A 24,698-nucleotide genomic window follows, 5' to 3' on the forward strand; every position below is an offset into this window, starting at 1 on the left:
TAATTTTAGAAAGTCTTTTTAGAACGCAAACTTCACTCCGCCCTTTAAGGCCGTGTTTTTAACAGTTACTTTCGTACCATCGCTTGCAAATTCAGCTTTATCACTTAGGTAGTCAATTCCACCATAGAGATTAATATTTGGTCCGTACTTATACTCGACACCTGCAGCTACGTGAAAGTTACTCGTATCTTTTGCACTACCAAAGATCGAAACATCTTCTTCGTATCCAGGATCAAGCATGAAGTCGAATTGAAAATATACACGTACACCGCGAATAAGAGGCATACTTGCTCTTGCACCAACTAATAGGCCACTAAAATTTATTTCTGTGAAACCATCTGCAACTTGATTATCAAAACCATGAGTATATGATCCATAACCAAAAAAGACATCGACTTGTGGCCCATAGAAAAAGCCCATCGGTAGGTATTTATATCCAAATAGAAGTCTAAAACGAGAAGAATCCATTGAATTAGAATCTGAAACAAGATTTCCAGCATCCTTAGAATACTTTCCAAAACCTTTTTCTAACTCTAAGCCCACCCAGTAATTTCTCGTTACCCAAAGTTCACCGTCAAAGGCAATTGCAAAGTCCACACCATTAATTGATTTTGTACCATTTGAAATTGATGAGTTATTATTTGAGCCTGTCCCAATTTTTAGAGCAAGACCAAATTCCCCTAATCTTCCAAAAGAAGAAGTACGATCATTTCCTTCGACTGGATCATACTTTAAGTCTCTTTTTTCAGAATCTTTTGTATTCTTAGAAATTAATACCCAATCTTCAGCTTGAATTAAGCTTTTATCTTCATAACGTAAAACTTTTACTTGTGATAAAGATTCACCTACGTGAATAATTCTTCCAGTTGCTATTGTTTTCGTTTCCCAATCAACAACCTCTTGTAAAAGAGGGTGCTTGCGACGGCGCATTGGACGAACAACTTTTACTTCATAATCAGTAAAAATTCCTGCATCTTTACCGAGATCAATTGAAAATTGCTGACCTAAAACACCTAAGACTCGGGCATCATATGGGATTTGTTTTTCATATTGATCAAGCCAATTATTTGCAGTTTGTGCAATTAGTCCTGGATCATCACTATTAAGCTCAATCTTTTCATTGAAGTAGATATCTTTTCCATTGGCCCCAAAGATTTGCATATTTACTGCAACACCTTTTGGAAGACTTTCTATTTTAACCTTGATTAATGAACCTGCATTTGTTTTTTCAGAAACAAGTTTTAAAACCTTTGGGTTCTCTAAAGCTGCATCAAGATTTTTTTTATAATTTGATAAGATATTTATAATTTCAGAGTTGTACTGGTAGTAACACCAACGAGAAGATTTCAAATAACCTTCTATTTTAGCAAAGACTTCATAACCAAGAGCGCCACCGACAGAATCTCTAACAGGTAGGATCATACAACGACGAGCACTTGGAGCAGCTAAAGTATCAACTGCTAAAATGAGAAGTAAACTAGTTATAAGTAATTTGATTGTTTTCATTGAGACGACCTTCGTAGAGATCTACGAGCATTTTATATTCATTATTTTCTTGCTTGGTTTTAATTAATTCTTTTTTAAGAAGTTCATGTTCTTCTTGTAAACGCTTTAGGTATACGATGGCGTTCGATGCACTTAGTGAATCGTTATATTCCCACTCGTTCATTTGAATCAGATATTTACCCTGATCAAATTTCCAAATTAATTTATCTCTTTTTATGTAGCGACGAATTGTTGATATTGAGATTCCCTTCAACAATGAATAGTCATTTATGTCCATCCAAATCATTTCTTAATTTTAACCAACTTGACGTGCTTTGCCAAAAATTATCAATACATAAATTCGTATTTCGAGTATAATTTTTTTATGAACAGAGTTGATATAGAAAACTTCAGGAATAAAAAGACTGCCTTAGTTCTCTCTGGCGGTGTCGTAAAGGCTGCCGCATGGCACCTTGGAGTAAGCTGGGCCCTTCACGATCTTGGTTTCACATTTAAGCACAATCATTCGGATGTAAATCCAGATTACGAAATATCAACATATGTTGGCTCAAGTGCAGGTGCTCTAATTAGTCTCTTCTTAGCCTCGGGTCACTCACCACTTGAAGTTATTGAAGCTTTTATTCAAAAAAACAAAACAGGTTTGAAACCAATTACATATAAGGACATGCTCTCTTTAAAGAGACCTAGTCTAAAGCCTCACCATCCGAATCTCTACGATCCACTGGATGGTTTTCCACTTGTTATCAAAAGTCTTTTGAAACCAATCATGACAGTCTCAGGACTATTTTCCACAACAGGACTGCACGACTACATAATTGAAAACGTAATAAAATCGAACAATTTCGATGACTATGATGCGGATCTTTTTATCATTGCAACACAATTAGATAATTCGCGAAAGACAATATTTTCTCGCTATAATTACCCTAATCCTAGCCATGATCCGACGGCACACTACTATACTGATATACCAATTGCTGAGGCTGCAACTGCTTCAATGAGTGTACCGCCATTCTATACGCCTTATCCAATTCATAACACTGTTACAGATACGACAGATTTCTATATTGATGGTGAAATTCGTGAAACACTTTCAACTCACGTTGCCGTTGATAATAGTTGTGAATATATCATTTCAAGCTGGACCCATACGCCTTATCACTATCAAGATGAAATTGGCTCCCTTGCTAACTATGGCCTTCCTGCCATTTGTACGCAGGCTATTTACTTAATGATTCAAAAGAAAATTGTTGATTCAAGAGCAAGACGTATAGCCGCACAGGATATTATTGATACTGTAAATCAGTATATGCTCAATGAAAAATTTAGTAATGAACAACGTCGTCATATAACATCAATTATTGAGCGAAAACTAAACTTTAATCCTGATGTAAAACTCATCGATATCTTTCCTAAGCATGATGACTACAACCTCTTCTTCGCTGATATCTTCAGCTTAAATCCAAAGAAGATGACTAAGATGCTTGAAGCTGGCTACAAGCGAACGATGGAAATATTTAATAATAAAGAATACGAATCTTAAAAATTCAATGAAATAAAAAAAGGCCCACTAATGTGGGCCTTCATATTTAAAATCTTTTATTAATTAAAGATCAAGTGGTAGTGAAACACCAACTAAGATTTCTTTTCCATCAAAGTCTGGGAAACCACCAGCACCATCGTAACTCATAGCACGGTACTCTAAGTTAAGTGAAACAAATGGAAGCATTGTAAAACCAACACCAACAGCAATTCCCGAACCATCAAAGCTTGCTCCTGATGCTTCAATATCAGAAGAGAAGTAATAACTTGCATATCCTCTTAAAAGAATTGGAAGATCAACAGCAACGAAAACACCTAGATTAGTAGTATCAGCATCAACATCACCTGTTGCACCATCAATAGTATATGAACCCATATTGTAATCAAGTCCAAAACTTACCAGCATAGGAAGTGAATAACCTAGGCGGCCACCAATATTTGTACCAGTTGTATCTTCACCATCAGTATCACCTAGAATATTATACGCTAGGTACGGCTCAACATAAATTCCAGCTTGCGCTTGGAAACCAGCAATCATAATCATCATTGCAACTAAAATCTTTTTCATACAATCTCCTCATAAGATAAATCTAGTAATATTCTCTCAAACTAGATATTTTCAATAATATATAAACCTTCAGTACAGAAACTTTGCGTGTATTGAATACTTCCTTCCCCAGAATCTATTTTCGTATTCAAAATTCCATAATCATGAGAAATAATAAAAACCTTCTCCGTTAAGCCTGTAATTTCAGCACTAACTGTTCCATCTTTATCCATATAATAAAAATCATATGATCCTGATGGACTTATCGAAGAAATATAAGCTTCAAAACTAACGAGTGGCTTATTCAAATTAACTTGAATAACACAAGCTCCATTATCCGCCCGGTTTTGAAATAGCTCCTTCAAATAATCGATATATTCAATAGAAGGTATCACCACCTTCTTAATGTCATTAAAGCCAACAAAGACCGAAGTTTCTTTGCCAACTTCAATATAGTGTTTAAAACTAGCGTCCCGCAATGGGGTAAGAATTTTATAGCGATTTAGTCCTACCTTAGAAGCAGTAATCTCACGATTAAAATAGCGAATATCGCTATCGTTCAAGTTCATTGATTGTAAGGTCTTGGCCGCCAAATTTTCTTCATAAATAGAAAAATTAATGGCCTTTGCATCTAATAAATATGGCGCTTCGTAAGTAATTTCATCTTGAACAAGATGAATAATTTTTTGCGCAACTTTGCCTTTGAAATCCATATACTTAATTAAGTGATTACCCAATTCAACATCAAGATAGAGTTCATAAACAAATGAATCCCCAGGATCAACTTCTTTGAAATTTCGATCGAGATATACTTTTTTCTTAAAGGATCCCATAAAGGTGGAAGTATCTATTTTATCACCTAAATCAACTAGAATATGTGCACCACTATGCTCTTTTACTTTGTTTCTCTCTAAGATCTTACGTAGATAATCAGAATTGATTACAGGGATATCGAAGGTGGTTTCGCTTCGAGCACTAAGTTCAAAATTTGTTCTAATTATATCTCTGGCAGCAATAGAGCCCCTAAATGTAGAAAAACTATCGTCACTAGATATCGGAATTAGAACTTCTCCAGTTCCAGAATCAGTAAATAATTCATTTAAATTATATGTAGGTACTAAATCAAAATCTGTAAGATTATTTTTCGAAATACCCTTCTCGCCAAACTCACGCAACTTAACTTTAAAATTAGAAACCGCTTTCTTTTTACGAGCAGCTGACTGAATAAAGCTTGAGAAATCAATTACAGGCTTATAATTCTTTGGCCCTAAAACCTGTTTAGATACACCTTTAACTATTGGTGCTTTAAACTGTGGAGTTTTTGCAGTTGCATCTTTCTTAGCGTCTTGAGCACCATAGGAAAAAAAGACGAGATCATCACTCTCTTTAATATTGCCACTTACCTTAGCGCCTTTTTGTACTCCTGAGCTTGCTAATACAATCTCATCTGTTTCCACCTCACCCTGATAAGCAATAGGAGGAACAAATTTTTTGTGAAGTTCAAATGTTTCTCTAAGGTCAAATTTCTTTGGCTTAAGAGTAACTATATCTCCGCCTGTTAATGCATAAGCATTAGCTACTAATAAAGAAATAAAGATACAAATAAACCTAATAATCATTAGCTCTATTTTCGCATCATTAGGTTATTTAGAACTTAGGTGGCAGATTTTGCCGAGTGAAGTAGAAAAAGAAAGGCCCTGTTTCCAGGGCCTAATCTATTATTTCGAAATTTGCTTAACTAGTTGTAACCTAAGTTGCGCTCTATCAAGCTTACGACGGAATTTAACTAGATCTTCATCAGTTAAAGTACCTTTCAGCTTCTCACGAGCGTAAATTAGTGCATTTGTAGCTCTTTCCTCATCAATTTGACAATCTTCTTCAGAAGTCATTGATAGGATAGTAATTTGGTCGTTTAAAACCTTTACGATACCGTTAGTAACAGTGAAAAATCTTTCCGAATCATCACCATGTACAGCAACGCTACCAGTAGCTAGCTTCTCAACAATGTGAGTGTGACCTGCAAGAACTTCGATTTCACCCTTTAGAGTAGGAACGAAAACAGAGTCTGCTGGTACGTTCTTCGCAACAACTGAGCTAGGCGTTAGAATATTTACAACAAAGTTACTCATCATTTAATCCTTTGCGTAGTTCCATGGGTTACCCCATGGAACTTGCTACTTATTAAGCATCCTTCTTAAGTTGTTCCCACTTTTCATATACCATGTTTAGGTTACCAACAAGGTAGAAAGCTTGCTCAGGAACTTCATCACACTCACCAGCTAGGATAGCTTTGAATGCTTTGATCGTATCGTTGATATCAACGAATTGACCTGGGATACCTGTAAACTGCTCAGCAACGAAGAATGGTTGAGAAAGGAATTTCTCAATCTTTCTTGCACGACCAACTAGAATTTTATCTTCTTCAGAAAGTTCGTCCATACCAAGAATCGCGATGATATCTTGAAGCTCTTTATATCTTTGAAGGATCTGTTGAACTGAACGAGCAGTATCATAGTGATCGTCACCAAGGATAGCTGGAGATAGAATTGTTGAAGATGATGTTAGTGGGTCTACCGCTGGGTAGATACCTTTTTCAGCAATTGAACGTGAAAGTTCAGTAGTCGCATCTAAGTGAGCGAATGTAGTTGCTGGAGCCGGGTCAGTATAGTCATCGGCAGGTACGTATACAGCTTGGATAGAAGTAATCGAACCATCTTTAGTTGAAGTAATACGCTCCTGCATAGCACCCATCTCAGTACCAAGAGTTGGTTGGTAACCTACGGCAGATGGAATACGTCCAAGTAGTGCAGATACCTCTGAACCAGCTTGAGTAAAACGGAAGATATTATCAACGAAGAATAGTACGTCTTGTTTTTCTTCATCACGGAAGTATTCCGCTAGAGAAAGACCAGTAAGAGCAACACGAGCACGTGCACCTGGTGGCTCGTTCATCTGACCGTATACCAGTGCAGTTTTATCGATAACCCCAGACTCTTTCATTTCTTCGTAAAGGTCGTTTCCTTCACGAGTTCTTTCACCAACACCAGCGAATACAGAGAAACCACCGTGTTGAGTAGCAATGTTGTTGATAAGTTCCATAATAAGAACTGTTTTACCAACACCAGCACCACCGAATAGACCAATCTTTCCACCTTTTAAGTATGGAGCAAGAAGGTCAATAACTTTAATACCAGTAAAGAATGGCTCAAGTTTTGTTGATTGATTTTCAAATGATGGAGCTTCTCTGTGGATTGAGTAAGATTTTTTATTACCTAATTCACCAGCTTCATCAATCGCTTCACCAACTACGTTGATGATACGACCAAGACATTCACGACCTACAGGTGCTTGAATTGGAGCACCAGTGTCAGATACAACTAAACCTCTTGATAGACCTTCAGTTTGGTCCATAGCGATCGTTCTAACAACGTTATCACCTAGGTGAGTTGCAACTTCAAGAACAAGGTTATTTTCTTTGTCGTTGATTGTTGAGTTTGTAACTAAAAGGGCGTTATAGATTTCCGGTAAATTTCCATCAGCAAATTCAACGTCTACAACAGGACCCATAACTTGACGAATAACACCTTTTGCTTGTGACATTCTACGCTCCTTAACCATTGAGGGACTCAGCACCAGATACAACTTCAATAAGTTCAGTTGTAATCGCCGCTTGTCTCAATTTATTCATTTTAATAGTTAGTGTTCTAATTGCATCTTTACAGTTTCCAACGGCACTATCCATTGCTGACATACGTGATCCGTGCTCTGCTGCTGTAGCATCTAATACTGCAGTCCACATTGCACTCGTGTACGCCTCTGGGATTAGGCCATCTAAAATACTTTCCGCACCAGGGTTGTATCTGAAATCAAACGGATACTTTTCCTTTAGCTCATCTCTTTCAGATGAATCAAGAGTCATTGGAAGTACTTGTTTAACTGTTGGCTCGATTTGAATTGCAGAATGGAAAATGTTGTAAGCAACACTTACCTTTCCTACTTCACCAGTTGCAAAAAGTTCTGAAAGCTTATTAGCAATCGCTTGAACTTCATGAAATTGTGGTTCAGTTCTTTCAAAACCGTATGATTCACCAGCGTTAACAAGTTTCACAACAAGTTCTTTTACCTTAGTACCAATAAAGTGCACTTCAAGGTTGTTTGTATCTTCATGGTTTGCAATATAAGCCTTAACAGCTTTTGCAAGACCAGAGTTATAACCACCACAAAGACCTTTATTTGAAGAGATTACAAGAAGTACTTCTTTCTTAGATTCGTTATTATTTAAGAAAGAGTGATTGTAACCTTCTACTAAAGCAGAAATTGTTTTAATTGAATCTTCTAATTCATTTGCATAAGGACGCGCATTCAGAATAGCATTCTGAGCCTTGTTTAGCTTTGCAGCTGAAACAAGTTTCATAGCTTCCGTAATCTTTAAAGTACCCTTAGTACTTTTGATTTTCTTTTTAAGATCCTTAATATTTGCCATTATGGCTCCTCAATTAATTAGTAGTTCTTACTTGCAATAAATTCTTTAATTGCAGTTGCTAATTTACCATCATTCTCACCAGAGATTTGTTTCTCTGATCTTAGTGAACTCATAAGATCTGAGTGAGAAGTATTTAGGTGATCTAGAAGATCTTTTTCAGCATCTCTTACTCTATCAACAGGTACTGAATCGAACATACCTTTTGTACCAGCGTATACAGATACAGTTTGATCGATAACATCAAATGGAGAATATTGTGCTTGCTTAAGTAGCTCAACAAGTCTCTCACCTTTTGAAAGTTGTTTTTGAGTAGCTTCGTCTAGATCTGAACCGAAAGCCGCGAAAGCTTGAAGTTCACGGTACTGAGCAAGATCAAGTCTTAATGTACCAGCAACTTTTTTCATTGCTTTAATCTGAGCAGAACCACCAACACGTGATACCGAAATACCAACGTTAACAGCTGGACGGATACCTGAGTTGAAAAGGTCACCTTCTAGGAAGATCTGACCATCTGTAATCGAGATTACGTTTGTTGGAATATATGCAGAAACGTCACCTTCTTGAGTTTCAATAACTGGAAGTGCAGTTAGTGAACCAGCTCCTAGGTCATCAGATAGTTTCGCCGCACGCTCAAGTAGTCTTGAGTGACAGTAGAAAACGTCCCCTGGGAATGCTTCACGTCCTGGTGGACGTCTAAGAAGTAGTGAAAGCTGACGATATGCTTGTGCTTGCTTTGTTAAATCATCATAAACGATTAGTGCGTGTTTACCGCTATCTCTGTAGTACTCACCCATTGTACAACCAGTATATGGTGCTAGGTACTGAAGAGGTGCAGAGTTAGAAGCAGTAGCAGATACGATGATTGTATAATCAAGAGCACCAGCTTCTTTTAGTTTTTGTTGTACTTGACGTACTGTTGAGTTCTTTTGACCAATAGCTACGTAGATACATACAACATCTTTACCTTTTTGGTTGATGATTGTATCGATTGCAACAGCAGTTTTACCTGTCTTTCTGTCACCAATGATAAGCTCACGTTGACCACGTCCGATTGGGATCATAGCGTCGATAGCTTTAATACCTGTTTGAAGTGGCTCATGTACAGATTTTCTACCTAGAATACCTGGAGCTTTAATTTCAACACGTCTTGAGTGTTCAGAAACGATTTCACCTTGTCCGTCGATTGGATTACCAATAGCATCAACAACACGACCTAAAAGAGCGTCACCTACTGGTACTTCAACGATCTTTTGAGTTCTTTTAACTGTTGAACCTTCTGTGATTTTTGGATCATCACCAAGAATAGCAACACCAACGTTGTTAGTTTCTAGGTTTAGAACCATACCTTTTGTACCTGTAGCAAATTCTACAAGCTCTCCGGCCATTACGTTTTTAAGACCGAAAACTCTAGCAACACCATCACCAACAGTAAGAACTGTACCTACTTCGTCTACTTGAAGTTTAGTTTCGAAGTTAGCAATTCTGTCTTTGATAATGCTCGTAATTTCTTCTGGATTCATTGACATCATTTACCTCTACAATAATTGGCCATTAGCCATTTATAATTGATTCTTTTAAAGTATTAAGTTGTTTATCTACAGATGCATCGATTTGATAGTCTTCAACTGTCACACGAACACCTGCTGTAATTTTTTCGTTTTTTGTATAAGTTAACTCAGGCTCTGATCCAAGTTGTGACTTAATAAAAGATTTAATCTTATTAAGTGACTCTGTATCAATTGAATCTGCATTACCTTCAATTGTTCCTCTCATGAAACCTCTTTCATGATCATCCATAACGATTACTTCTTTAAAGATGAGTGGAAGAATTCCAATTCTCTTTTCTTGAAGTAGGAAATTAATAAATGATTTTACAACTTGAGAAAGCCCTAACTTTGTTAATACGTCACTTATAACAGAAGCTTTTTCCTCAACAGTAAATACATCTAAAAACATTACGTTTTCTAGATCATTACTTGCATTGATTACTTCTGTAAGAGCAGTAAGCTCTTGTGCTGTATTAATATTAGACTCTTTACCTAGGCTGAAAATCGCTTTTGCATACGCTTTGGCTACATTCTTTTCTTTCATCTTACTAACCCTAGAACTATAGTCTTGAAATTAAATTGCTTGTTGCTTTATTTGATAATGAACTATCAGAATGAATTTTAGTTTTCGTTTTAGAAATAACTTCATCTAATAGCGATTCATTAAGTTGTTTAAGCATCATCTTCTTTTCAGATTCTAACTTGTGTGCAGAATCTACTTCCATTTTTTCCATTGATGCTTTGATTTCTTGAACATAAGTTTCTTCGAACTTTTCACCATCTTTTTTTGCATTAGTGATGATTTGTTCTTTCTCACCTTCGATATTATCTAGCTTAGCTTTTGAAGCTGATAATACTTTTTCTGCTTTTGCATCTTTTTCAGCTGCATACTCAACAAGATCCTTAATAGAATCTGCTTTTTCTACAAATGAATTTTTCATGAATGGAATAATCTTCCATGCCATAAAACCAAATACAATTGTGAAGTTAATTGCAGGAACAAGTAGGTCAGATAAGTGACCACCGTGGTATTCACCACCAGCTGCAAATACGATATTACTAAAAACTAGAGCTAATAATAATTTCATTTATTATCCTTATAATTTTAATGACTACTGTACAATTTTATCAACTAGAAGTGATGAAAGTTCATCAGCATCTTTCATGATTGCAACTTTCTTCTCTTCTAACTCTTGAGAGTATTTTGCCTTTTCAGAATTAGCTTCAGCTTCAAGCTTATTAGCAAGTTCTTTAACTTTAACAGCTTCACGCTTAGTAACTTCTTCTTTTCTATTTTGAATTAAATTAAAAGCTTCAGATTGTGCGCCTTCAATTTTAGACTTGTATTCTTTCTCTAATTCAGTTGCAAGACGAGTTTTTTCATCAGCACCTGATTCCATTTTAGTAGTTTTTGCTTCACGGTTTTCAAGAACTTCTTGAAGTTTAGACCAGATTAAGTTTCTTGTTACAAAATAAAGAACTGTAACGATGGCCAATTGAATGAAAAATGTAGAGTTGATACCTAGAGAGTTTAATACTGTATTGATAGTATCCATTAGTGACTACCCCAAATTGTGTAATAAGATTGGTTAAAAGTTCACTAATAATTAAACTTTATCTGGCCTATCGTCAAGCTAAACAGCTTTTTTCTGAATGTTTGTTAACATTTAATTAAGTTGTAAATAATCAAATTTATTTAATTATTTCTCGTCATGCATCTTCGTTGTACCATGGAAAATAACGCCGTCTTCCACAATAAGCGAAGGTGTAGTGATAGTCCCCTCGAAGCGAGCAGGCTTGATAATTTCGACGCGAGAAGTCGCTTTGATGTCGCCCTTAACGATTCCACTAATCATAATTACGTCAGCAATAATGTCTGCATTAATTACAGCGGCCTCGGAAATAATTACCGTGTCATTTGAAAAAATAGTTCCGTTCACAATTCCCGCAATACGCCCTACACCGTTCAGTGTAATATTTCCTTCGAGCTTACAACCATCTTCGATAATCGCTGCCATTGTTCCTTGTGTCATAAATCTACCCTTTCCGTGGCTGGTTCTATAGGACCATATTTGATTTGAAAAATGGTTCTATAGGACCGGCCATAAAGACTGGTCCCATAGGACCAATAAAAACATTATCTATTTAAAAGTAAGTATTCAAAAATATCATTAAATTCGGCTTCATTAGAGAATTTCAGTACAACTTCTCCACCACCGTTTTTATTTGTTTTAATCCCGAAATGATAACCAGTTTTTTGTTCTAACTTTTCTCTATATTGAGACATTTTTCCATTAAAAAAGTCGAAGTTATCATCTTCTTTGCCAACTTTTGTTGGTCTCTTAGCTGCTTTAATTAATTTTTCAGTTTCACGAACAGATAGATTATCAAGAGCTGCTTTATTTGCAATACGAATACAATCTTCTCTCTCTTTGATACTAGCAAGAATTTTTGCATGACCAAATGAAAGCTGATCCTTTTGGATTAATTCTACTACATCACGTGGAAGCTTAAGAATACGAAGGAAGTTAGCAATTGTAGATCTTTCCTTACCAACTTTTTTTGCAACTTCTTCTTGAGTTAAGTTGAAGTCTTCCATTAGTGCAAAGTAAGCAAGAGCTTCTTCTACACAGTTAAGATCTGATCTTTGTACGTTTTCAATGATCGACATAACCATTTTTTCACGATCAGTTGCTCTCTTTATTACGACAGGAACTTGAGTAAGACCTGCTAGTTTAGAAGCACGAAGTCTTCTTTCACCTGCAACAAGTTCATATCCATTATCGGCCTTAACAACGATTAGTGGTTGAATAACACCATTTTCTTTAATTGAGTTTGAAAGCTCGTGAAGCTCTTCTTCTTTAAAGATTTTTCTTGGTTGGTTTGGGTTTGCATGAATTACAGTAATATCAAGCATTGAAGGATTCGTTTCTACTTGTACAGCAGGAGTTGTATTAAGTGCTGGTTTAGCTGCTGCCGGATTATCTGCTGCAACTTTTTGTAGATCAGAAAAAGCTGCTTGAGCTTTTGATACTTGAGAAGAATTTTGTGTTCCTCCAAGTAAAGATCCCATTCCTTTTCCTAATGCCATTTTCTTAGCCATTCTCTCTTCCCCTTACCTATTGAATGTTACCAGCTAAAGTATTATCGATTTCATTAACCGATGGAACTTGTGGTAGCTCATTTTGAATTTCTACTGATTGTGCACGATCTTTAATTATAAGTTCCTTAGCTAGTGATAAGTAAGCTTCAGAACCTTTTGATTCAATATCGTAAAGGATAATTGGTTTACCAAAAGATGGACACTCGGCGAGTTTTACATTTCTAGGTATTACCGATTGAAATACTTTTTCGCCAAAGTGCCTTCTAATCTCTTCTGCAACTTGCTTGTGAAGAGACGCTCTTCCATCAAACATAGTAAGGACGATTCCGTCCATTTCTAATGTAGGATTTAAATTCGCTTTAATTAATTTTACAGTGTTTACTAGTTGGGCCAGACCTTCCATTGCAAGGTATTCAGTTTGCATCGGTACGATAAAGCTATGAGCAGCATTTAATGCGTTCACAGTTAAAAGACCAAGAGAAGGTGGACAATCAATTAGAATATAATCGTAAGCGTCCATAACAGGCATGAATGCAGTCTTTAATTTCGACTCTCTTGCAAATTCACTTACTAGTTCAATCTCTGCTCCCGATAAATTGTTATCAGAAGGACAGATATGTAGATTAGGTAATTCTGTTTCGTAAATACATTCACGAATATCTGTTTTACCAATCATTGCATGATAGATATTGCTTCCATTATGCTGCGCTGAATCAAGTCCTAAACTCACACTACCATTACCCTGAGGGTCTAAGTCAATTACCAGAGTTTTTTTCTCGGCTACTGCAAGGCAGGCAGCAAGGTTAATTGTAGTTGTTGTTTTACCAACACCACCCTTCTGATTCATGAGTGCAATAATTTTAGCCATTTATGTCTCCCAAAAGATATAGTTGTTACTATATTTTTAAAGAAATGAAGACAAAGTGACAAGTTGTTTATTTTTATTTTTTCTAAAACTAGTGATTTCTGTTCCACGTAGAACATTCTTATTACGAAGAGCAATCATCATACGCCCCTCAGTATTAGGAATATCGATCAATGTTTCTTCTACTATCTCCCACTTGTTACCAAGCCAGTCCAGGTCTTCTAATTCGTAGAAGTTTGGACCCTTATAAAAGATCACATTTACAGTCTTATCTGTAACAATAAGAGGAAGAAGGTTTTGTATTGTTGAAACAGCTTTGAATGTTATCGTACAGTCACGATCAAAATATACATGCTCAAATCTTTGATGGTATGTCTTCACATTATCAAGACCAATTGCTTCTGCAATTTGATTAACTACTTTGGACTTCTTACCTCTTGCTTCAAAACCAATATATTTCTTATCAGGATTCAAGCTTGCTAATGGTAACAAAGGAAATCCTCCACCGAAACCAATGTCTACATGTATCTTAGTTTGATCATAGATCTTCTTTAAAGAAGGAATGTCTTCAATAGGTTTAACACTGTCTACATATTGCTTATCGAAGAACTCTTCTGCTGTATTAATTCTTGTAAGGTTAATTCCAGCAAACGGGCCATTGATTTGCTCAAGGTAGCGTTCACAAAATACTGTATCTTTCATCATAATATATTTCCTGCTACATATGCTAAGGTAGCTGGCCTAATTCCTACTATTCTTTGTAACTGCCCAAAACTTTCAGGCTTTATTTCTGTAATACGTTGTCTGCACTCAAATGAGATATTCTCACTAGCTACTAGCTTTTGCCAATCCACAGGCTTCTTACTAAGTCTGTTGATTTTAGCATTTTCAACTAGAGCACGATCAATATAACCTTCGTACTTTAGTGAGATAGCTACTGTACGAATAACATTTAAATCAAAATGAAGATTATTCTCAGCTAACTCTGCCTCTAAGACATCCACTGGATTCAAGTGTGCTCTCTTAGACAATTCGGCCAAGGTAATATTTGAACTTAGTGGTCCATAGCCCTTCGAATCAAAGTATTCCTTATTCTTTGGATTAGCTTTATATGTATAATTCTTAGCGATATGCCAGATAATATTAAAGCCCTGCTCATAGCTGTCTTGATAGCGATCAATATCTGCATACAAACCTAATTCTTGGCGATATTTCTTCATACGTAGAATAGTATTATCCTCACGTACATAAAGACGGTTTTCGTTACGTGCAGTAAATAATCGATAAGGCTCATCTCTCTTATTCGAGACAAGATCTTCTACCATTACACCAATATATGAATCATCGCGATCCAATATAAACTTATCTGCGCCAATAGCAGATCGAGCTGCATTTATACCAGCTATTAAACCTTGTCCTGCAGCTTCTTCATAACCTGAAGTACCGTTTACCTGACCAGCAAAATATAATCCAGGCATTTCCTTCGATTGTAATGTTCTATCCAAGCATGTTGTATCGACAACATCGTATTCAACAGCGTAACCATATACTGCAATCTCTGCCTTTTCTAATCCTTCAATAGTGCGGATAAAGTCTAGCTGTATCTCACGTGGAAGTGATGTAGATATACCATTTGGATAAAATGTATCCAGCTCCAGTGATTCTGGTTCAACAAATACGTGGTGCACGTCCTTATCTTCATAGCGATAAGCTTTATCTTCAATAGATGGACAATATCTAGGCCCAACACCCTTAATCTGTCCGTTAAATATAGGGCTTCTCTCTTTATTGTCGCGAATAATTCCAAGAGTCTTTTCATTGGTCTTAGTAAGGTGACATGAAACCTGATCCACAAATCGTTCAGTTAATCCGTGATTAAAATGAAAGTTTACTGCTGTAGGATCACTTTCCTGCTCCACCATTTTAGAAAAATCGATGGTATCTCTCTTTAAACGAGCAGGAGTTCCTGTTTTAAATCTAGTTTTAAGTGCTGTTACACCTACAAAGATATTCTCAAGAGAATCAGCTTTAAGACAATCTACACGACCACCGTCAGATTGTTCTTCTCCAGTGTGCATCTTACCTGCTAAAAAAGTACCAGTAGTAACTACAATCTTCTTTGAGAGATACTCGCCTTCAGTTGTCTTAATGAGAAAAGAGTCCTGATCTTTACTTACTCTCTCCACCATTTCACGAATAACAGTAATATTATCGTTAGCAGCTACTTCCGCCTCTGCATTTCTAGCATATACTTCTTTATCAATCTGTACACGAGTTGACTGTACAGCATAACCTTTAGATTCATTAAGAGTTCGATATTGAATAGCGCTTCTGTCAGCAAGCTTCCCCATGATACCACCTAAGGCATCTATCTCTCTTACAACCTGACCCTTACCCACTCCACCAACTGCTGGATTACATGGAGCTGATGCTATACTTACACCAGGCATAGTAACTATTGCTACTTTTAGGTCAAACTGAGCGGCGGCCCAAGCAGCTTCTAGTCCAGCATGTCCCCCACCAATAATTGTTACATCAAACATATGTTTCTCATTTTGTTCCACGTGGAACTTTCTGCGATTAATGTTCCATGTGGAACAATTGTGCGCAATTGTAATAATAATGTTCTACGTGGAACATTTAAGCTAATTTTTCAGAAAAATCAATGGTTTATATATTATTTACCTATGCAGAAGTTGGTAAAGATATGTGTAAGTGTATCGTCAGGGCTAATGATTCCGATTAGTTCTGCAGTTTTCTTTTCTAGGATAGAAACTTCGGATGAAATGATAGCTATATCATCTAAATGCTTGATATTATTAGAAAAATCAGTAAATTTCCCATAAATATCATTGATTACGACACGATGTCTTTCAATAGAAATGGGGTCACTGTTACGTAATTTCATATACTTAGATAAAATATCCTGAGTAATTAAGTCAGTTATATGAACTGGTTCTATAGGACCATTTTCAAGACTTGCCCCCATAGGACCAAGTTTTGATTCTTGTGGTTCTATAGAACCACTTTCTGAATCTGGTCCGATAGGACCACTTATTTCAACAAGACTTCCCTCACCTTTTGAAGTGTCTGCACTATAGTATTTAATAGCTTTTGGAAGATTCTCTTGTAAATCTTTTAAGTTAATCTCACCATTAAATTCATCAAAATGAGTAAAGATTAAAGCATCAAAAAGTGTCTCTTTAATATCGTGGTATTGGTATTTTTCAACTTCATTAATATTGATCAGAAGAATTTTATAGAATGCACCTTCTATTAAATTGCGACTTCTTTTGATCCCTTCTTCTTCAATTACATCTGTCGTATTACGTAGACCTGCTGTATCAACGAGTTTGAAGGTTTCATTACCTAGACTAATATATTCTGAGATATAATCGCGAGTTGTTCCTGCTATGTCTGAAACTATTGAGCGTGATTCATTTAAGAATAAATTAAAGAGAGAACTCTTACCTGCATTAGGTTCACCACAAAGAACAATATCTGGAGACATTAAGCTCTTAGCATTAACACTTGCACTTTTATGAAGTGAAGTTATATGGCCACTGATATCTGCAAAAGCATCATCAAGTAATTTCTGAGATTGCTCCTCCCCTACGTCTTCTGCAAAATCAATATTGATTTCAACAGCAGCTTTTAGTTTTAAAAACTTGTCGTAGAGATCAGTGTATTTTTGATAAAGGCTACCATTTAATAGTTTAAGTCCTTCATCAAGCATTAGAGAAGAAGAAGCATTTAAAAGTGCATCAAGTCCTTCGACCTGTGCAAGGGAAAGCTTCTTATTCTTTAGTGCTCGATAAGTGAATTCACCATTCTTTGCTAAACGAAACTGACCAGAGTTAATGAATGCATTCATAATACGCTTTAAATTGAGCGTATTACCGTGTGCTGCAATCTCTAGTATATTTTCACCATTATAACTATGAGGGCCCTTAAAATAAGTAATAACGACCTCATCGAGGAAGTTTCCATCCTGGTCGTATAACTTTGTAAAAGTGGCCTTGCGAATTTCGAGATTTGATAAATCTTTTTTGAAAAATGGTCCTATAGAACCAATGTCGGAAAAACCAGATAAACGGATAACCCCTATGGCCGTATTCTCATTTAGGCCAGTCGAGCAAGCGACAATAGGAAGGTCATCCGTTTCGTATATCATGGTTTATTAAGCTTCTGCTGTTTTATAAACGTAAAGTTGTTGTGCAATTCCCAGGATGTTTGAAACTGTAAAATACAGATTTAAACCTGCTGGAAGATCTTTCATAATAAAAATGAAAACGATCGGCATAATATACATAATCTTCTGTTGATTAGGATCAGCAGATGTTGAAGGATTTAGCTTAGTTTGCACTAGCATTGTAATCCCCATAATTGCTGGAAGAATATAGTATGGATCTTTTGCACTAAGGTCAGTTAACCAAAAGTAAAATGGAGAACCAACTAACTCAACAGAGTTTGAAATAGCTTGGTAAAAAGCAATAAAGATTGGAATTTGAAGAACCATTGGAAGACATCCACCTAAAGGTGAAGCACCTGATCTTTTAAATAATTCCATTGTTTCTTTTTGTTGCTTCATTGGATCGTCAGCATACTTTTCTTTTAGCTTTGCAATCTCTGGTTGAAGAACTTGCATCTTCTTCATTGATCTAAAAGACTTAGCTTGTAATGGATAAGTTGCAAGACGAATTACAATTGTTAAAAGAATAATTGCAACACCGTAGTTACCTACATATGTGTAGAGAACTTGCATTGCTTTTAGAATTGGAACTGCAAAAATTCCAAAGATACCAAAGTCGATTGATAGATCTAATTGATTATCAAATCCTAATAGGTAATCATAATTTTTAAGAGCATAAAGAATATAACCATTATAGTTTTTCTTTCCATTAACAGCTTGAAAGAAGATCTCTCCGCCTTCAGTGGCCATATAATTGATTGTTTGCTTATCATTAAAAACGTTGAAGAAAACGTGATGATTGAAATCAAGAGCAACCCATTTTAAGTTCCCCTCACCTTTCTCATCTGATTCTAAGTTATAACGATCAGTATCCATACCTTGAACAACATACTGACGATAAGTTCTGTTATCAGATTGCTTTTCAGTAGCTGCCATATTGTATGAAAGTCTAAAATCCTGAGCTCCATTTAATTCATAAGTTAAACGGCCATCATTTTCTAATTTTAAACGAATCGAAATTTGCTTATTAAGATCATTACCTACTACTTCGTTTTCAACTGTTTGTTCATCGAATACAAAGTTAAAGTTTTGTAGATTATTATTAGTATCAATTAACTTGAAATTAAAAAAGTTATCCTTGTCTGAAAGCTCTTTTAAAGTCATTGAAGTTTTATTACCAGCTGCTTCACTAAAAGAAAGATCACTATTAACTGTATAGAAAAATGATCCTGCTTTAAGAGTAACAGACGTCAGGTTTGTTGCTTTATTCGAGTGTGTTGCAATTGGCTTCGTTTCAGATGAATTAGAAGATGCGTTTTGTGTTTGTACTTGTTCTTGTTTTACTGGTTGTTGTACAGGTTGGTTTGAACTGAAAAGTGCTTGCCATGTGAAAACAATAACACCAGTAAGAACAAACGCTAAAACAGTGCGTTTTTGATCATTATTCATTCTTTAATACTCCTAAAGTGTATTTTCTTAAGTCTTTAAGTATGGAGATTTTTAACACGCTATAAAGGAGTTGTTAATCTTTTATTGAATTTTTGCAAAGGCGTTCACAAGGGAATTTCGAAGATCTTCTTTTGGATTTTGTGAACTTTTAAAAAGTCGATTAGAAACCACAATCATAAAATCCTTACCGTTGTTACGGTACGAACTTGTACGAAAGAATTCTCTAATAATTCTCTTACAAAGATTACGCTTATTAGCTTTACCGACTTTTTTAGTTACAGAAAAACCTACTCTTGAAACTTCAGAGTTAAGACGTGATGGCTTGTAATAAATACGAAGCCAACGATCAGTGATTACTTGAGAATTTTTTCTTAAATAAGAAAAATCTTCAGTTGATAGCAGTCTTGAACTTTTATCAAAAGTGCTATCAACTGATGTCATTATTTCTTACCGTGAGAAACTGTAAGTTGCTTACGTCCCTTAGCTCTACGAGCTTTGATAACGTTGCGACCACCAGCTGTTTCCATTCTTTTAAGGAAACCGTGTACTCTCATTCTTTTCTTTCTTTTTGGCTGCCAAGTTCTTTTAGACATCTTCAACCTACCTAACTATAACTGTTTAACTAAAAATTAATATTGTAAGGGCTAGTATTATACCATTTCGCATCACTGGTCAATGGCCCTGTACATAGTGCAGGCCAAAATATTTGATTTATTTGGCCATGCGTAAAAAACCCATTTTTTTATTGGCCTAGGATTTTGGGCCATGATACAAATTCTCCCCACAACACGTAATTAAAGAAAAATTGACGAGTAAACCACTCAAGGGAATGGATCATGCAGGGAAATTTTCCTTTTAATGAATTTTTGAAGAATTCTAACCCAACAACAAATAAAATCAACAATATAGAAGATCTTGCCAATAAGAATATCATTGAAGATCCATTTAATATTAAACAAAGCCTAAACCAGTCTTATAATACATCTAGCCTATCTGATGATTTCTTCAGCGCAGATGAATTAGATATGATGAATAATGAGATTCATAACTCATTAAAATCATTAGTAAATCCACAAAAATATGCTTCTTTTTTCCAAGGAGACTTTTTTCGTCTTAAGAATATTGACGGTGAAAGAGCGATATTTTCGACAACGACTAACTTTATTAAGTCATTTATCGAGAAGAATTTAAACCAAATCAGCCAAAGTATTGTAAATACGTTAGGTAAATCGTATCAAATCGAGATTATTGCTAATAATAACAATAACTTATCTCAACCTAGCCTATCTCAACACTTAAATAATGGTCCTATAGAACCAAGTCATGCGAAACCTAGGTCTGCAAATGAAATCTCATTTTCGCTCGATCTAGAGCCTGTACAAGAAGACCTACTTTCACAAGTTGAGTCTAAGTATATTGATCACGTAAGTGATGACTACAATAATATCGTCATTGATAAGTCTAAAACGTTTAAAAATTATGTTATTGGACCATCAAATAATATGGCCTACGCTGCTTCAGTAGCGATTGCTAAAAGTCCTGGTAAAGCTGGTAAATATCCGTCGCTTTATATTCATTCTAATTCAGGACTTGGTAAGACTCACCTCTTACATGCGATGGCCAACGGTATTCACAATCAATACCCTCACTATGTTATCTGCTTAATTACAGCACGTGATTTCATGAAGGAAATGATTGAATCGATTCGCAATAAACAGCTTCCAGAGTTTCGTCAAAAATATTCTGATAAAGTTGATGTTCTAATGATTGATGATGTTCATGAACTTAAAGGTAAAGAAGGAACGCAAAGAGAATTCTTCCATATCTTTAATGAGCTATATCAAAAAGGAAAACAGCTAATCTTCACTTCTGATAAAACTCCACAAGAGATCAATGGACTTGAAGAAAGAATTAAGACTCGCCTTCAATGGGGTCTTGTCGTTGATATTCAAAAACCAGATATTGAAACTCGTGTTGCAATCATTAATGCTAAGGCTGATGATCTCGACCTATTCCTTTCTGAAGACATTGTGAACCTGATTGCATGTAATGTTAAAAACTCGATTAGAGAGCTTGAGGGTGCTCTAATTAAGCTTTCAGCCTACTCTGATATCATGAAGGTTGATATCGAATTAGAAATGGTTAAAGAGGTTCTAGGACTTAGAGATTACGAAGACGAAAAGAAAATTACAATTGAAGGAATTGCTAAGCAGACTTCACAATACTTTAAAATTCCAGTTGCTGATCTTAAGTCTAAATCACGTGTAAAAGATATCGCTAATGCACGCTTTGTTGCCATGTACTTATGTCGCAAACTTGCAAGCTTAACACATGAAGAAATTGGACAGTTCTTTGGTGGACGTGATCACAGCTCTGTTGTTCACGCTGAACAAAAGATTTCAAAACAATTGTCTCAAGATCCAATGCTTTCTAAGACAATTATGACGATTGAAAATTCGTTATAATCCCCTACTAAATTACTGACTAGTCAACTGACTAACCAATACATAGGCCGTGTTATTCACGGCCTTTCTTATATATTTTCACATCCTCAATATTGGCCGGCCATTTGGCCAGTCGGCCGTGGATTATTGAGTGGCCAATCCCCTAGACTATTCACTAAAAATTTGTGGAATGTTAATAATCTGACTAGTCATTAGGCCGACAAATTCACACCAGTATTTGACTAGTCAGTTTTGGTCCTACGAAATGTTAGTTATTCACGGCCAACGACGGCCAATCCACGGCCAAGAAAATTAATTGTGGATTAATAAATACTGTAATAATAGTAACTTATACATTATTTCTAAACTTATTCACGGCCGTTAATAATATTATCGACACAAATTAAGGCCGTGGATAAAAAAGTTATCAACATGTTTGTAAATTGTGAGTAAATGACTGGCCAATTTAACGAAATTTAAAGAAATTTTCTTGGCCAAAAAATTATCCACAATAGGCCGTGAGCAAAAAACTAATAACACCACATATTTGTTACGTTTTAAGTAATATACGAATAAATGCAAGGCACAAAAAAAAGTAGTCAACGATTGCTAACAATGGCCAAATTGAGAAAAGACGCTGTTAAAAGGGGAGTTGCCACTTATGAACTTATCCACAGGATTATATATAATATATATATAAATATATATAATAAGAAGAACACTTAAATGCTCTAGACAGCCTTGCTAACTAGTGTTTTCCATTATACAACAATACAAATAATTTTCTGATAGGAATAAAGATGAAGCTTAGGGTTGATACAGATAACTTAAGAGATGCATTAAATAAAATTTTAACTGTAATTGATAAGAAGAATTCAAGACCAATATTAACATATACGTTACTAACTGTTAGCAATGATAAAATATATCTTTCAGCAACAGATCTTGAGGTATCAGCAAAGTATTCAATTAATGCATCAACTGAAGGAACAGCTTCATTTTGTATAAACGCTAAGAATCTATTTGATATATTAAAAGAACTTCCTAACACAGATATCAACATCGAGTTAGAAGATGGTGAAAATCTACTAAAAATAAATTGTGAAGAAATTCATTATTCACTTTTAATTTACGAAGCAGATGAATTTCCAAAGCTTCACTTTGGAAGCGAAAATACTTTCACACTAAATTCAGATGATCTTTTAAATCTAATTACTAAAACTTCATATGCAATCTCAAATGATGAAACAAGACTTCACTTTAACGGAATCTATTTCCAAGAAGTAGAAGGAAAGCTAAGAGCTGTTTCAACTGATGGACATCGTTTATCTCTAATCGAAAATGATATTGCTGAACAAAATAATGAAGCTCTAATTAATGGAATTATTATTCCTAAGAAGGGTGTAGCTGAACTTAGAAAAATCGCTGAAACATATCCAGGTGCAAATCTGTTTATTTCTGTTGATGACTCATATTTATATGTAACAGCTAATGAGCAATACCAATTAGGTATTCGTTTAATTGCTAGAGAGTATCCTAAGTATCAAGCTGTAATTCCAGCTAAGACTACTTACTCTCTAACAGCTGATAAAGAAGTAATTCAAAACGCTATTAGACGTATTAAAATTATGTCTAATGAGAAATCAAATGCAGTAAAGCTTAAGCTAACTGAAAACCATATGACGATCTCTGCAAACCATCCTTCACTTGGTGATGCTAAAGAGACGATTCCAGTTGATTACGAAGGTAAGGAAATTGAAATTGGTTTTAACGCTCGTTTCTTATTAGATTCAATTGCAATTTTAAATACTGAAAATGTAACTTTCGAATTTAACAATGAATTTTCAGCGGTAATCGTTAGATCAAATGATATCCAAAATTATCTTGGAATTATCATGCCACTTAGAATCTAGTACTGAGACGCTTTGAAACTTGTAAAACTTCAGGTAACAAATTTTCGAAATCTAGAACCAGATATAATTTCTTTCAATGGAAATATTAATTGTATCCTAGGTGAAAACGGAAATGGAAAAACAAATATATTAGAAGCTCTACACGTTCTAGTGACGAGAAAATCTTTTCGTAAAAATACAACTTTTCCACAGCTATTAAGTATTGATGGGGATAACCCTGAGATATTATTTTCATCTCTATTTCTCGATGATGGCGATAACGTAACTTTTAGTGGAAAGATGAATCCTCAAGGATCTACCTGGGCACTTAATGGGAAGAATACGAAAAAGAAGCTTGATGCAAAGTTAGTTTTTATCAATCCATTTGATTCTTATTCATTTTCAAATATTCCAAGTTTTAGAAGAAAGTGGTTTGATGATCATTTATCAATGCTTAGTCGCGATTATAAGAAAGTATTAAATCAGTACAATTCCGCGCTTAAGTTTAGAAATATTCTTCTATCTAAGAAACCATCACAATTTCGTGAGCAGTTAAATGTAATTGATCGCCAAATGGCCGATTATGCTTATGAGCTAGTTGCCATGAGAAATCAATTCGTAACTGAACTAATTCCGTTTTGTGAAAATACATATCGTGACATCTTTTCAGAAGATCATTCACTTAAAATTGAAGTTGATTCTCGTTTTCATGGATTTTCGCCAGAGATGATCTTTGATTATATGCAACAAAGGCTAGAAAAGGACCTAATTGTAGGTCATACGACTTATCAAGTTCACAAAGATGACTACGTGCTTCTTTTTGATGGAATGAATGCTTACGAATTTTGTTCTTTAGGCCAACAAAAAATGTCTTATTTGAGCCTCTTATTTGCCTATATAGAGCTATTTAGGTATAACTTTAACACCTATCCAATTGTACTTATCGACGACGTCTCAGGGGAATTAGACAAGGCGAGATGGGGTAGGCTGGTTAAATTTTTGGAACAACGAGAGTTCCAAGTTTTAATCACGACGGCAAATGAAAAATTTAAGGAAGAATTAGAAAAAATTAATGGCGCAAATAAGATCTATATTTCGAACGGTTCCGTTAACTAGTCTTCCAAAAAA

General features: G+C 35.4%; 24 protein-coding genes. 4 read left to right on the top strand and 20 right to left on the bottom strand.

All coding sequences use genetic code 11. The features are described 5' to 3' along the window. Positions 1-18 precede the first annotated feature (18 nt). Positions 19-1,506: a hypothetical protein gene (locus ACMAYS_RS14275; protein ID WP_103218622.1), complete on the bottom strand. Its 1,488-nt coding sequence runs from the start codon at positions 1,504-1,506 to the stop codon at positions 19-21. After that, positions 1,478-1,792, bottom strand: a complete 315-nt coding sequence (locus ACMAYS_RS14280; protein WP_146037886.1) for a hypothetical protein — start codon at positions 1,790-1,792, stop codon at positions 1,478-1,480. Before ACMAYS_RS14280 ends, ACMAYS_RS14275 begins: the two co-directional genes overlap by 29 nt. A 78-nt stretch (positions 1,793-1,870) precedes the next feature. On the opposite strand from ACMAYS_RS14280, the gene ACMAYS_RS14285 reads away from it, so the two are divergent. Further along, on the top strand, positions 1,871-3,049 hold the full coding sequence (locus tag ACMAYS_RS14285) for a patatin-like phospholipase family protein (protein WP_103218621.1): 1,179 nt from the start codon (positions 1,871-1,873) through the stop codon (positions 3,047-3,049). Between the two features lie 63 nt (positions 3,050-3,112). Here the strand turns inward: ACMAYS_RS14285 and ACMAYS_RS14290 are convergent, their stop codons facing one another. The 18 genes from ACMAYS_RS14290 to rpmH all read right to left on the bottom strand — a co-directional run bounded on the left by ACMAYS_RS14290 (position 3,113) and on the right by rpmH (position 19,827). After that, entirely contained in the window at positions 3,113-3,616 is a 504-nt protein-coding gene (locus ACMAYS_RS14290) for an outer membrane beta-barrel protein (RefSeq protein ID WP_103218620.1), read from the bottom strand. A gap of 41 nt (positions 3,617-3,657) precedes the next feature. After that, complete coding sequence (locus ACMAYS_RS14295; RefSeq protein WP_412463495.1) at positions 3,658-5,214, bottom strand: hypothetical protein; 1,557 nt, start codon at positions 5,212-5,214, stop codon at positions 3,658-3,660. A 99-nt stretch (positions 5,215-5,313) separates the two neighbouring features. Further along, positions 5,314-5,724: an ATP synthase F1 subunit epsilon gene (atpC, locus tag ACMAYS_RS14300; RefSeq protein WP_158246914.1), complete on the bottom strand. Its 411-nt coding sequence runs from the start codon at positions 5,722-5,724 to the stop codon at positions 5,314-5,316. A gap of 52 nt (positions 5,725-5,776) precedes the next feature. Continuing rightward, on the bottom strand, positions 5,777-7,195 hold the full coding sequence (atpD, locus tag ACMAYS_RS14305; protein ID WP_103218617.1) for a F0F1 ATP synthase subunit beta: 1,419 nt from the start codon (positions 7,193-7,195) through the stop codon (positions 5,777-5,779). 10 nt (positions 7,196-7,205) lie between these two features. Further along, positions 7,206-8,078, bottom strand: coding sequence for an ATP synthase F1 subunit gamma (atpG, locus tag ACMAYS_RS14310; RefSeq protein ID WP_412463496.1), 873 nt, complete (start codon positions 8,076-8,078; stop codon positions 7,206-7,208). Positions 8,079-8,095: 17 nt separating this feature from the next. Next, the gene (gene atpA / locus ACMAYS_RS14315; protein ID WP_103218615.1) at positions 8,096-9,604 is read right to left on the bottom strand and encodes a F0F1 ATP synthase subunit alpha; all 1,509 of its coding nucleotides are present in this window, start codon (positions 9,602-9,604) and stop codon (positions 8,096-8,098) included. Positions 9,605-9,629: 25 nt separating this feature from the next. Then, entirely contained in the window at positions 9,630-10,169 is a 540-nt protein-coding gene (atpH, locus tag ACMAYS_RS14320; protein WP_103218614.1) for an ATP synthase F1 subunit delta, read from the bottom strand. 16 nt (positions 10,170-10,185) lie between these two features. Then, positions 10,186-10,713: an ATP synthase F0 subunit B gene (locus tag ACMAYS_RS14325; protein WP_103218613.1), complete on the bottom strand. Its 528-nt coding sequence runs from the start codon at positions 10,711-10,713 to the stop codon at positions 10,186-10,188. A gap of 24 nt (positions 10,714-10,737) precedes the next feature. Next, entirely contained in the window at positions 10,738-11,181 is a 444-nt protein-coding gene (locus ACMAYS_RS14330) for a hypothetical protein (protein ID WP_103218612.1), read from the bottom strand. A gap of 144 nt (positions 11,182-11,325) precedes the next feature. Beyond that, positions 11,326-11,658: a bactofilin family protein gene (locus ACMAYS_RS14335; RefSeq protein WP_103218611.1), complete on the bottom strand. Its 333-nt coding sequence runs from the start codon at positions 11,656-11,658 to the stop codon at positions 11,326-11,328. Positions 11,659-11,762: 104 nt separating this feature from the next. Further along, positions 11,763-12,728 (bottom strand): ParB/RepB/Spo0J family partition protein, encoded by a 966-nt coding sequence (locus ACMAYS_RS14340; RefSeq protein WP_103218610.1) that lies wholly within the window; start codon positions 12,726-12,728, stop codon positions 11,763-11,765. Positions 12,729-12,744: 16 nt separating this feature from the next. Then, complete coding sequence (locus ACMAYS_RS14345; RefSeq protein ID WP_103218609.1) at positions 12,745-13,596, bottom strand: ParA family protein; 852 nt, start codon at positions 13,594-13,596, stop codon at positions 12,745-12,747. 36 nt (positions 13,597-13,632) lie between these two features. Next, a complete protein-coding gene (locus ACMAYS_RS14350; protein WP_412463497.1) occupies positions 13,633-14,298 on the bottom strand; it encodes a 16S rRNA (guanine(527)-N(7))-methyltransferase RsmG in 666 nt (221 codons plus the stop codon). Continuing rightward, positions 14,295-16,136 (bottom strand): tRNA uridine-5-carboxymethylaminomethyl(34) synthesis enzyme MnmG, encoded by a 1,842-nt coding sequence (gene mnmG / locus ACMAYS_RS14355; RefSeq protein ID WP_412463498.1) that lies wholly within the window; start codon positions 16,134-16,136, stop codon positions 14,295-14,297. The genes ACMAYS_RS14350 and mnmG overlap by 4 nt, the downstream gene beginning before the upstream one ends. Before the next feature lie 134 nt (positions 16,137-16,270). Further along, positions 16,271-17,767, bottom strand: a complete 1,497-nt coding sequence (locus ACMAYS_RS14360; RefSeq protein WP_412463499.1) for a tRNA modification GTPase — start codon at positions 17,765-17,767, stop codon at positions 16,271-16,273. Positions 17,768-17,773: 6 nt separating this feature from the next. After that, the gene (gene yidC / locus ACMAYS_RS14365) at positions 17,774-19,234 is read right to left on the bottom strand and encodes a membrane protein insertase YidC (protein WP_103218605.1); all 1,461 of its coding nucleotides are present in this window, start codon (positions 19,232-19,234) and stop codon (positions 17,774-17,776) included. Between the two features lie 81 nt (positions 19,235-19,315). Further along, positions 19,316-19,675: a ribonuclease P protein component gene (rnpA, locus tag ACMAYS_RS14370; protein WP_103218604.1), complete on the bottom strand. Its 360-nt coding sequence runs from the start codon at positions 19,673-19,675 to the stop codon at positions 19,316-19,318. After that, positions 19,675-19,827: a 50S ribosomal protein L34 gene (gene rpmH / locus ACMAYS_RS14375; protein WP_103218603.1), complete on the bottom strand. Its 153-nt coding sequence runs from the start codon at positions 19,825-19,827 to the stop codon at positions 19,675-19,677. The genes rnpA and rpmH overlap by 1 nt, the downstream gene beginning before the upstream one ends. A 243-nt stretch (positions 19,828-20,070) precedes the next feature. On the opposite strand from rpmH, the gene dnaA reads away from it, so the two are divergent. The 3 genes from dnaA to recF all read left to right on the top strand — a co-directional run bounded on the left by dnaA (position 20,071) and on the right by recF (position 24,686). After that, positions 20,071-21,699, top strand: coding sequence for a chromosomal replication initiator protein DnaA (gene dnaA, locus ACMAYS_RS14380; protein ID WP_392994010.1), 1,629 nt, complete (start codon positions 20,071-20,073; stop codon positions 21,697-21,699). A gap of 779 nt (positions 21,700-22,478) precedes the next feature. Continuing rightward, on the top strand, positions 22,479-23,591 hold the full coding sequence (gene dnaN, locus ACMAYS_RS14385) for a DNA polymerase III subunit beta (protein ID WP_103218601.1): 1,113 nt from the start codon (positions 22,479-22,481) through the stop codon (positions 23,589-23,591). 12 nt (positions 23,592-23,603) lie between these two features. Beyond that, positions 23,604-24,686: a DNA replication/repair protein RecF gene (gene recF, locus ACMAYS_RS14390; protein ID WP_103218600.1), complete on the top strand. Its 1,083-nt coding sequence runs from the start codon at positions 23,604-23,606 to the stop codon at positions 24,684-24,686. Positions 24,687-24,698 lie beyond the last annotated feature (12 nt).

This window comes from Halobacteriovorax sp. RT-2-6 (genome assembly GCF_047085025.1).
Taxonomy (GTDB): Bacteria; Bdellovibrionota; Bacteriovoracia; order Bacteriovoracales; family Bacteriovoracaceae; genus Halobacteriovorax_A.

Excerpts from the sequence above, each read along its gene's own strand:
- atpD (WP_103218617.1), bottom strand. The coding sequence starts at position 7,195 with ATGTCACAAGCAAAAGGTGTTATTCGTCAAGTTATGGGTCCTGTTGTA.
- ACMAYS_RS14285 (WP_103218621.1), top strand. The coding sequence starts at position 1,871 with ATGAACAGAGTTGATATAGAAAACTTCAGGAATAAAAAGACTGCCTTA.
- ACMAYS_RS14295 (WP_412463495.1), bottom strand. The coding sequence starts at position 5,214 with ATGATTATTAGGTTTATTTGTATCTTTATTTCTTTATTAGTAGCTAAT.
- yidC (WP_103218605.1), bottom strand. The coding sequence starts at position 19,234 with ATGAATAATGATCAAAAACGCACTGTTTTAGCGTTTGTTCTTACTGGT.
- ACMAYS_RS14325 (WP_103218613.1), bottom strand. The coding sequence starts at position 10,713 with ATGAAATTATTATTAGCTCTAGTTTTTAGTAATATCGTATTTGCAGCT.
- ACMAYS_RS14335 (WP_103218611.1), bottom strand. The coding sequence starts at position 11,658 with ATGACACAAGGAACAATGGCAGCGATTATCGAAGATGGTTGTAAGCTC.
- ACMAYS_RS14290 (WP_103218620.1), bottom strand. The coding sequence starts at position 3,616 with ATGAAAAAGATTTTAGTTGCAATGATGATTATGATTGCTGGTTTCCAA.
- mnmG (WP_412463498.1), bottom strand. The coding sequence starts at position 16,136 with ATGTTTGATGTAACAATTATTGGTGGGGGACATGCTGGACTAGAAGCT.
- rnpA (WP_103218604.1), bottom strand. The coding sequence starts at position 19,675 with ATGACATCAGTTGATAGCACTTTTGATAAAAGTTCAAGACTGCTATCA.
- atpC (WP_158246914.1), bottom strand. The coding sequence starts at position 5,724 with ATGAGTAACTTTGTTGTAAATATTCTAACGCCTAGCTCAGTTGTTGCG.
- ACMAYS_RS14360 (WP_412463499.1), bottom strand. The coding sequence starts at position 17,767 with ATGATATACGAAACGGATGACCTTCCTATTGTCGCTTGCTCGACTGGC.
- rpmH (WP_103218603.1), bottom strand. The coding sequence starts at position 19,827 with ATGTCTAAAAGAACTTGGCAGCCAAAAAGAAAGAAAAGAATGAGAGTA.
- dnaN (WP_103218601.1), top strand. The coding sequence starts at position 22,479 with ATGAAGCTTAGGGTTGATACAGATAACTTAAGAGATGCATTAAATAAA.
- ACMAYS_RS14330 (WP_103218612.1), bottom strand. The coding sequence starts at position 11,181 with ATGGATACTATCAATACAGTATTAAACTCTCTAGGTATCAACTCTACA.
- ACMAYS_RS14345 (WP_103218609.1), bottom strand. The coding sequence starts at position 13,596 with ATGGCTAAAATTATTGCACTCATGAATCAGAAGGGTGGTGTTGGTAAA.
- ACMAYS_RS14275 (WP_103218622.1), bottom strand. The coding sequence starts at position 1,506 with ATGAAAACAATCAAATTACTTATAACTAGTTTACTTCTCATTTTAGCA.
- atpH (WP_103218614.1), bottom strand. The coding sequence starts at position 10,169 with ATGAAAGAAAAGAATGTAGCCAAAGCGTATGCAAAAGCGATTTTCAGC.
- atpG (WP_412463496.1), bottom strand. The coding sequence starts at position 8,078 with ATGGCAAATATTAAGGATCTTAAAAAGAAAATCAAAAGTACTAAGGGT.
- ACMAYS_RS14340 (WP_103218610.1), bottom strand. The coding sequence starts at position 12,728 with ATGGCTAAGAAAATGGCATTAGGAAAAGGAATGGGATCTTTACTTGGA.
- atpA (WP_103218615.1), bottom strand. The coding sequence starts at position 9,604 with ATGTCAATGAATCCAGAAGAAATTACGAGCATTATCAAAGACAGAATT.
- ACMAYS_RS14280 (WP_146037886.1), bottom strand. The coding sequence starts at position 1,792 with ATGATTTGGATGGACATAAATGACTATTCATTGTTGAAGGGAATCTCA.
- dnaA (WP_392994010.1), top strand. The coding sequence starts at position 20,071 with ATGCAGGGAAATTTTCCTTTTAATGAATTTTTGAAGAATTCTAACCCA.
- ACMAYS_RS14350 (WP_412463497.1), bottom strand. The coding sequence starts at position 14,298 with ATGATGAAAGATACAGTATTTTGTGAACGCTACCTTGAGCAAATCAAT.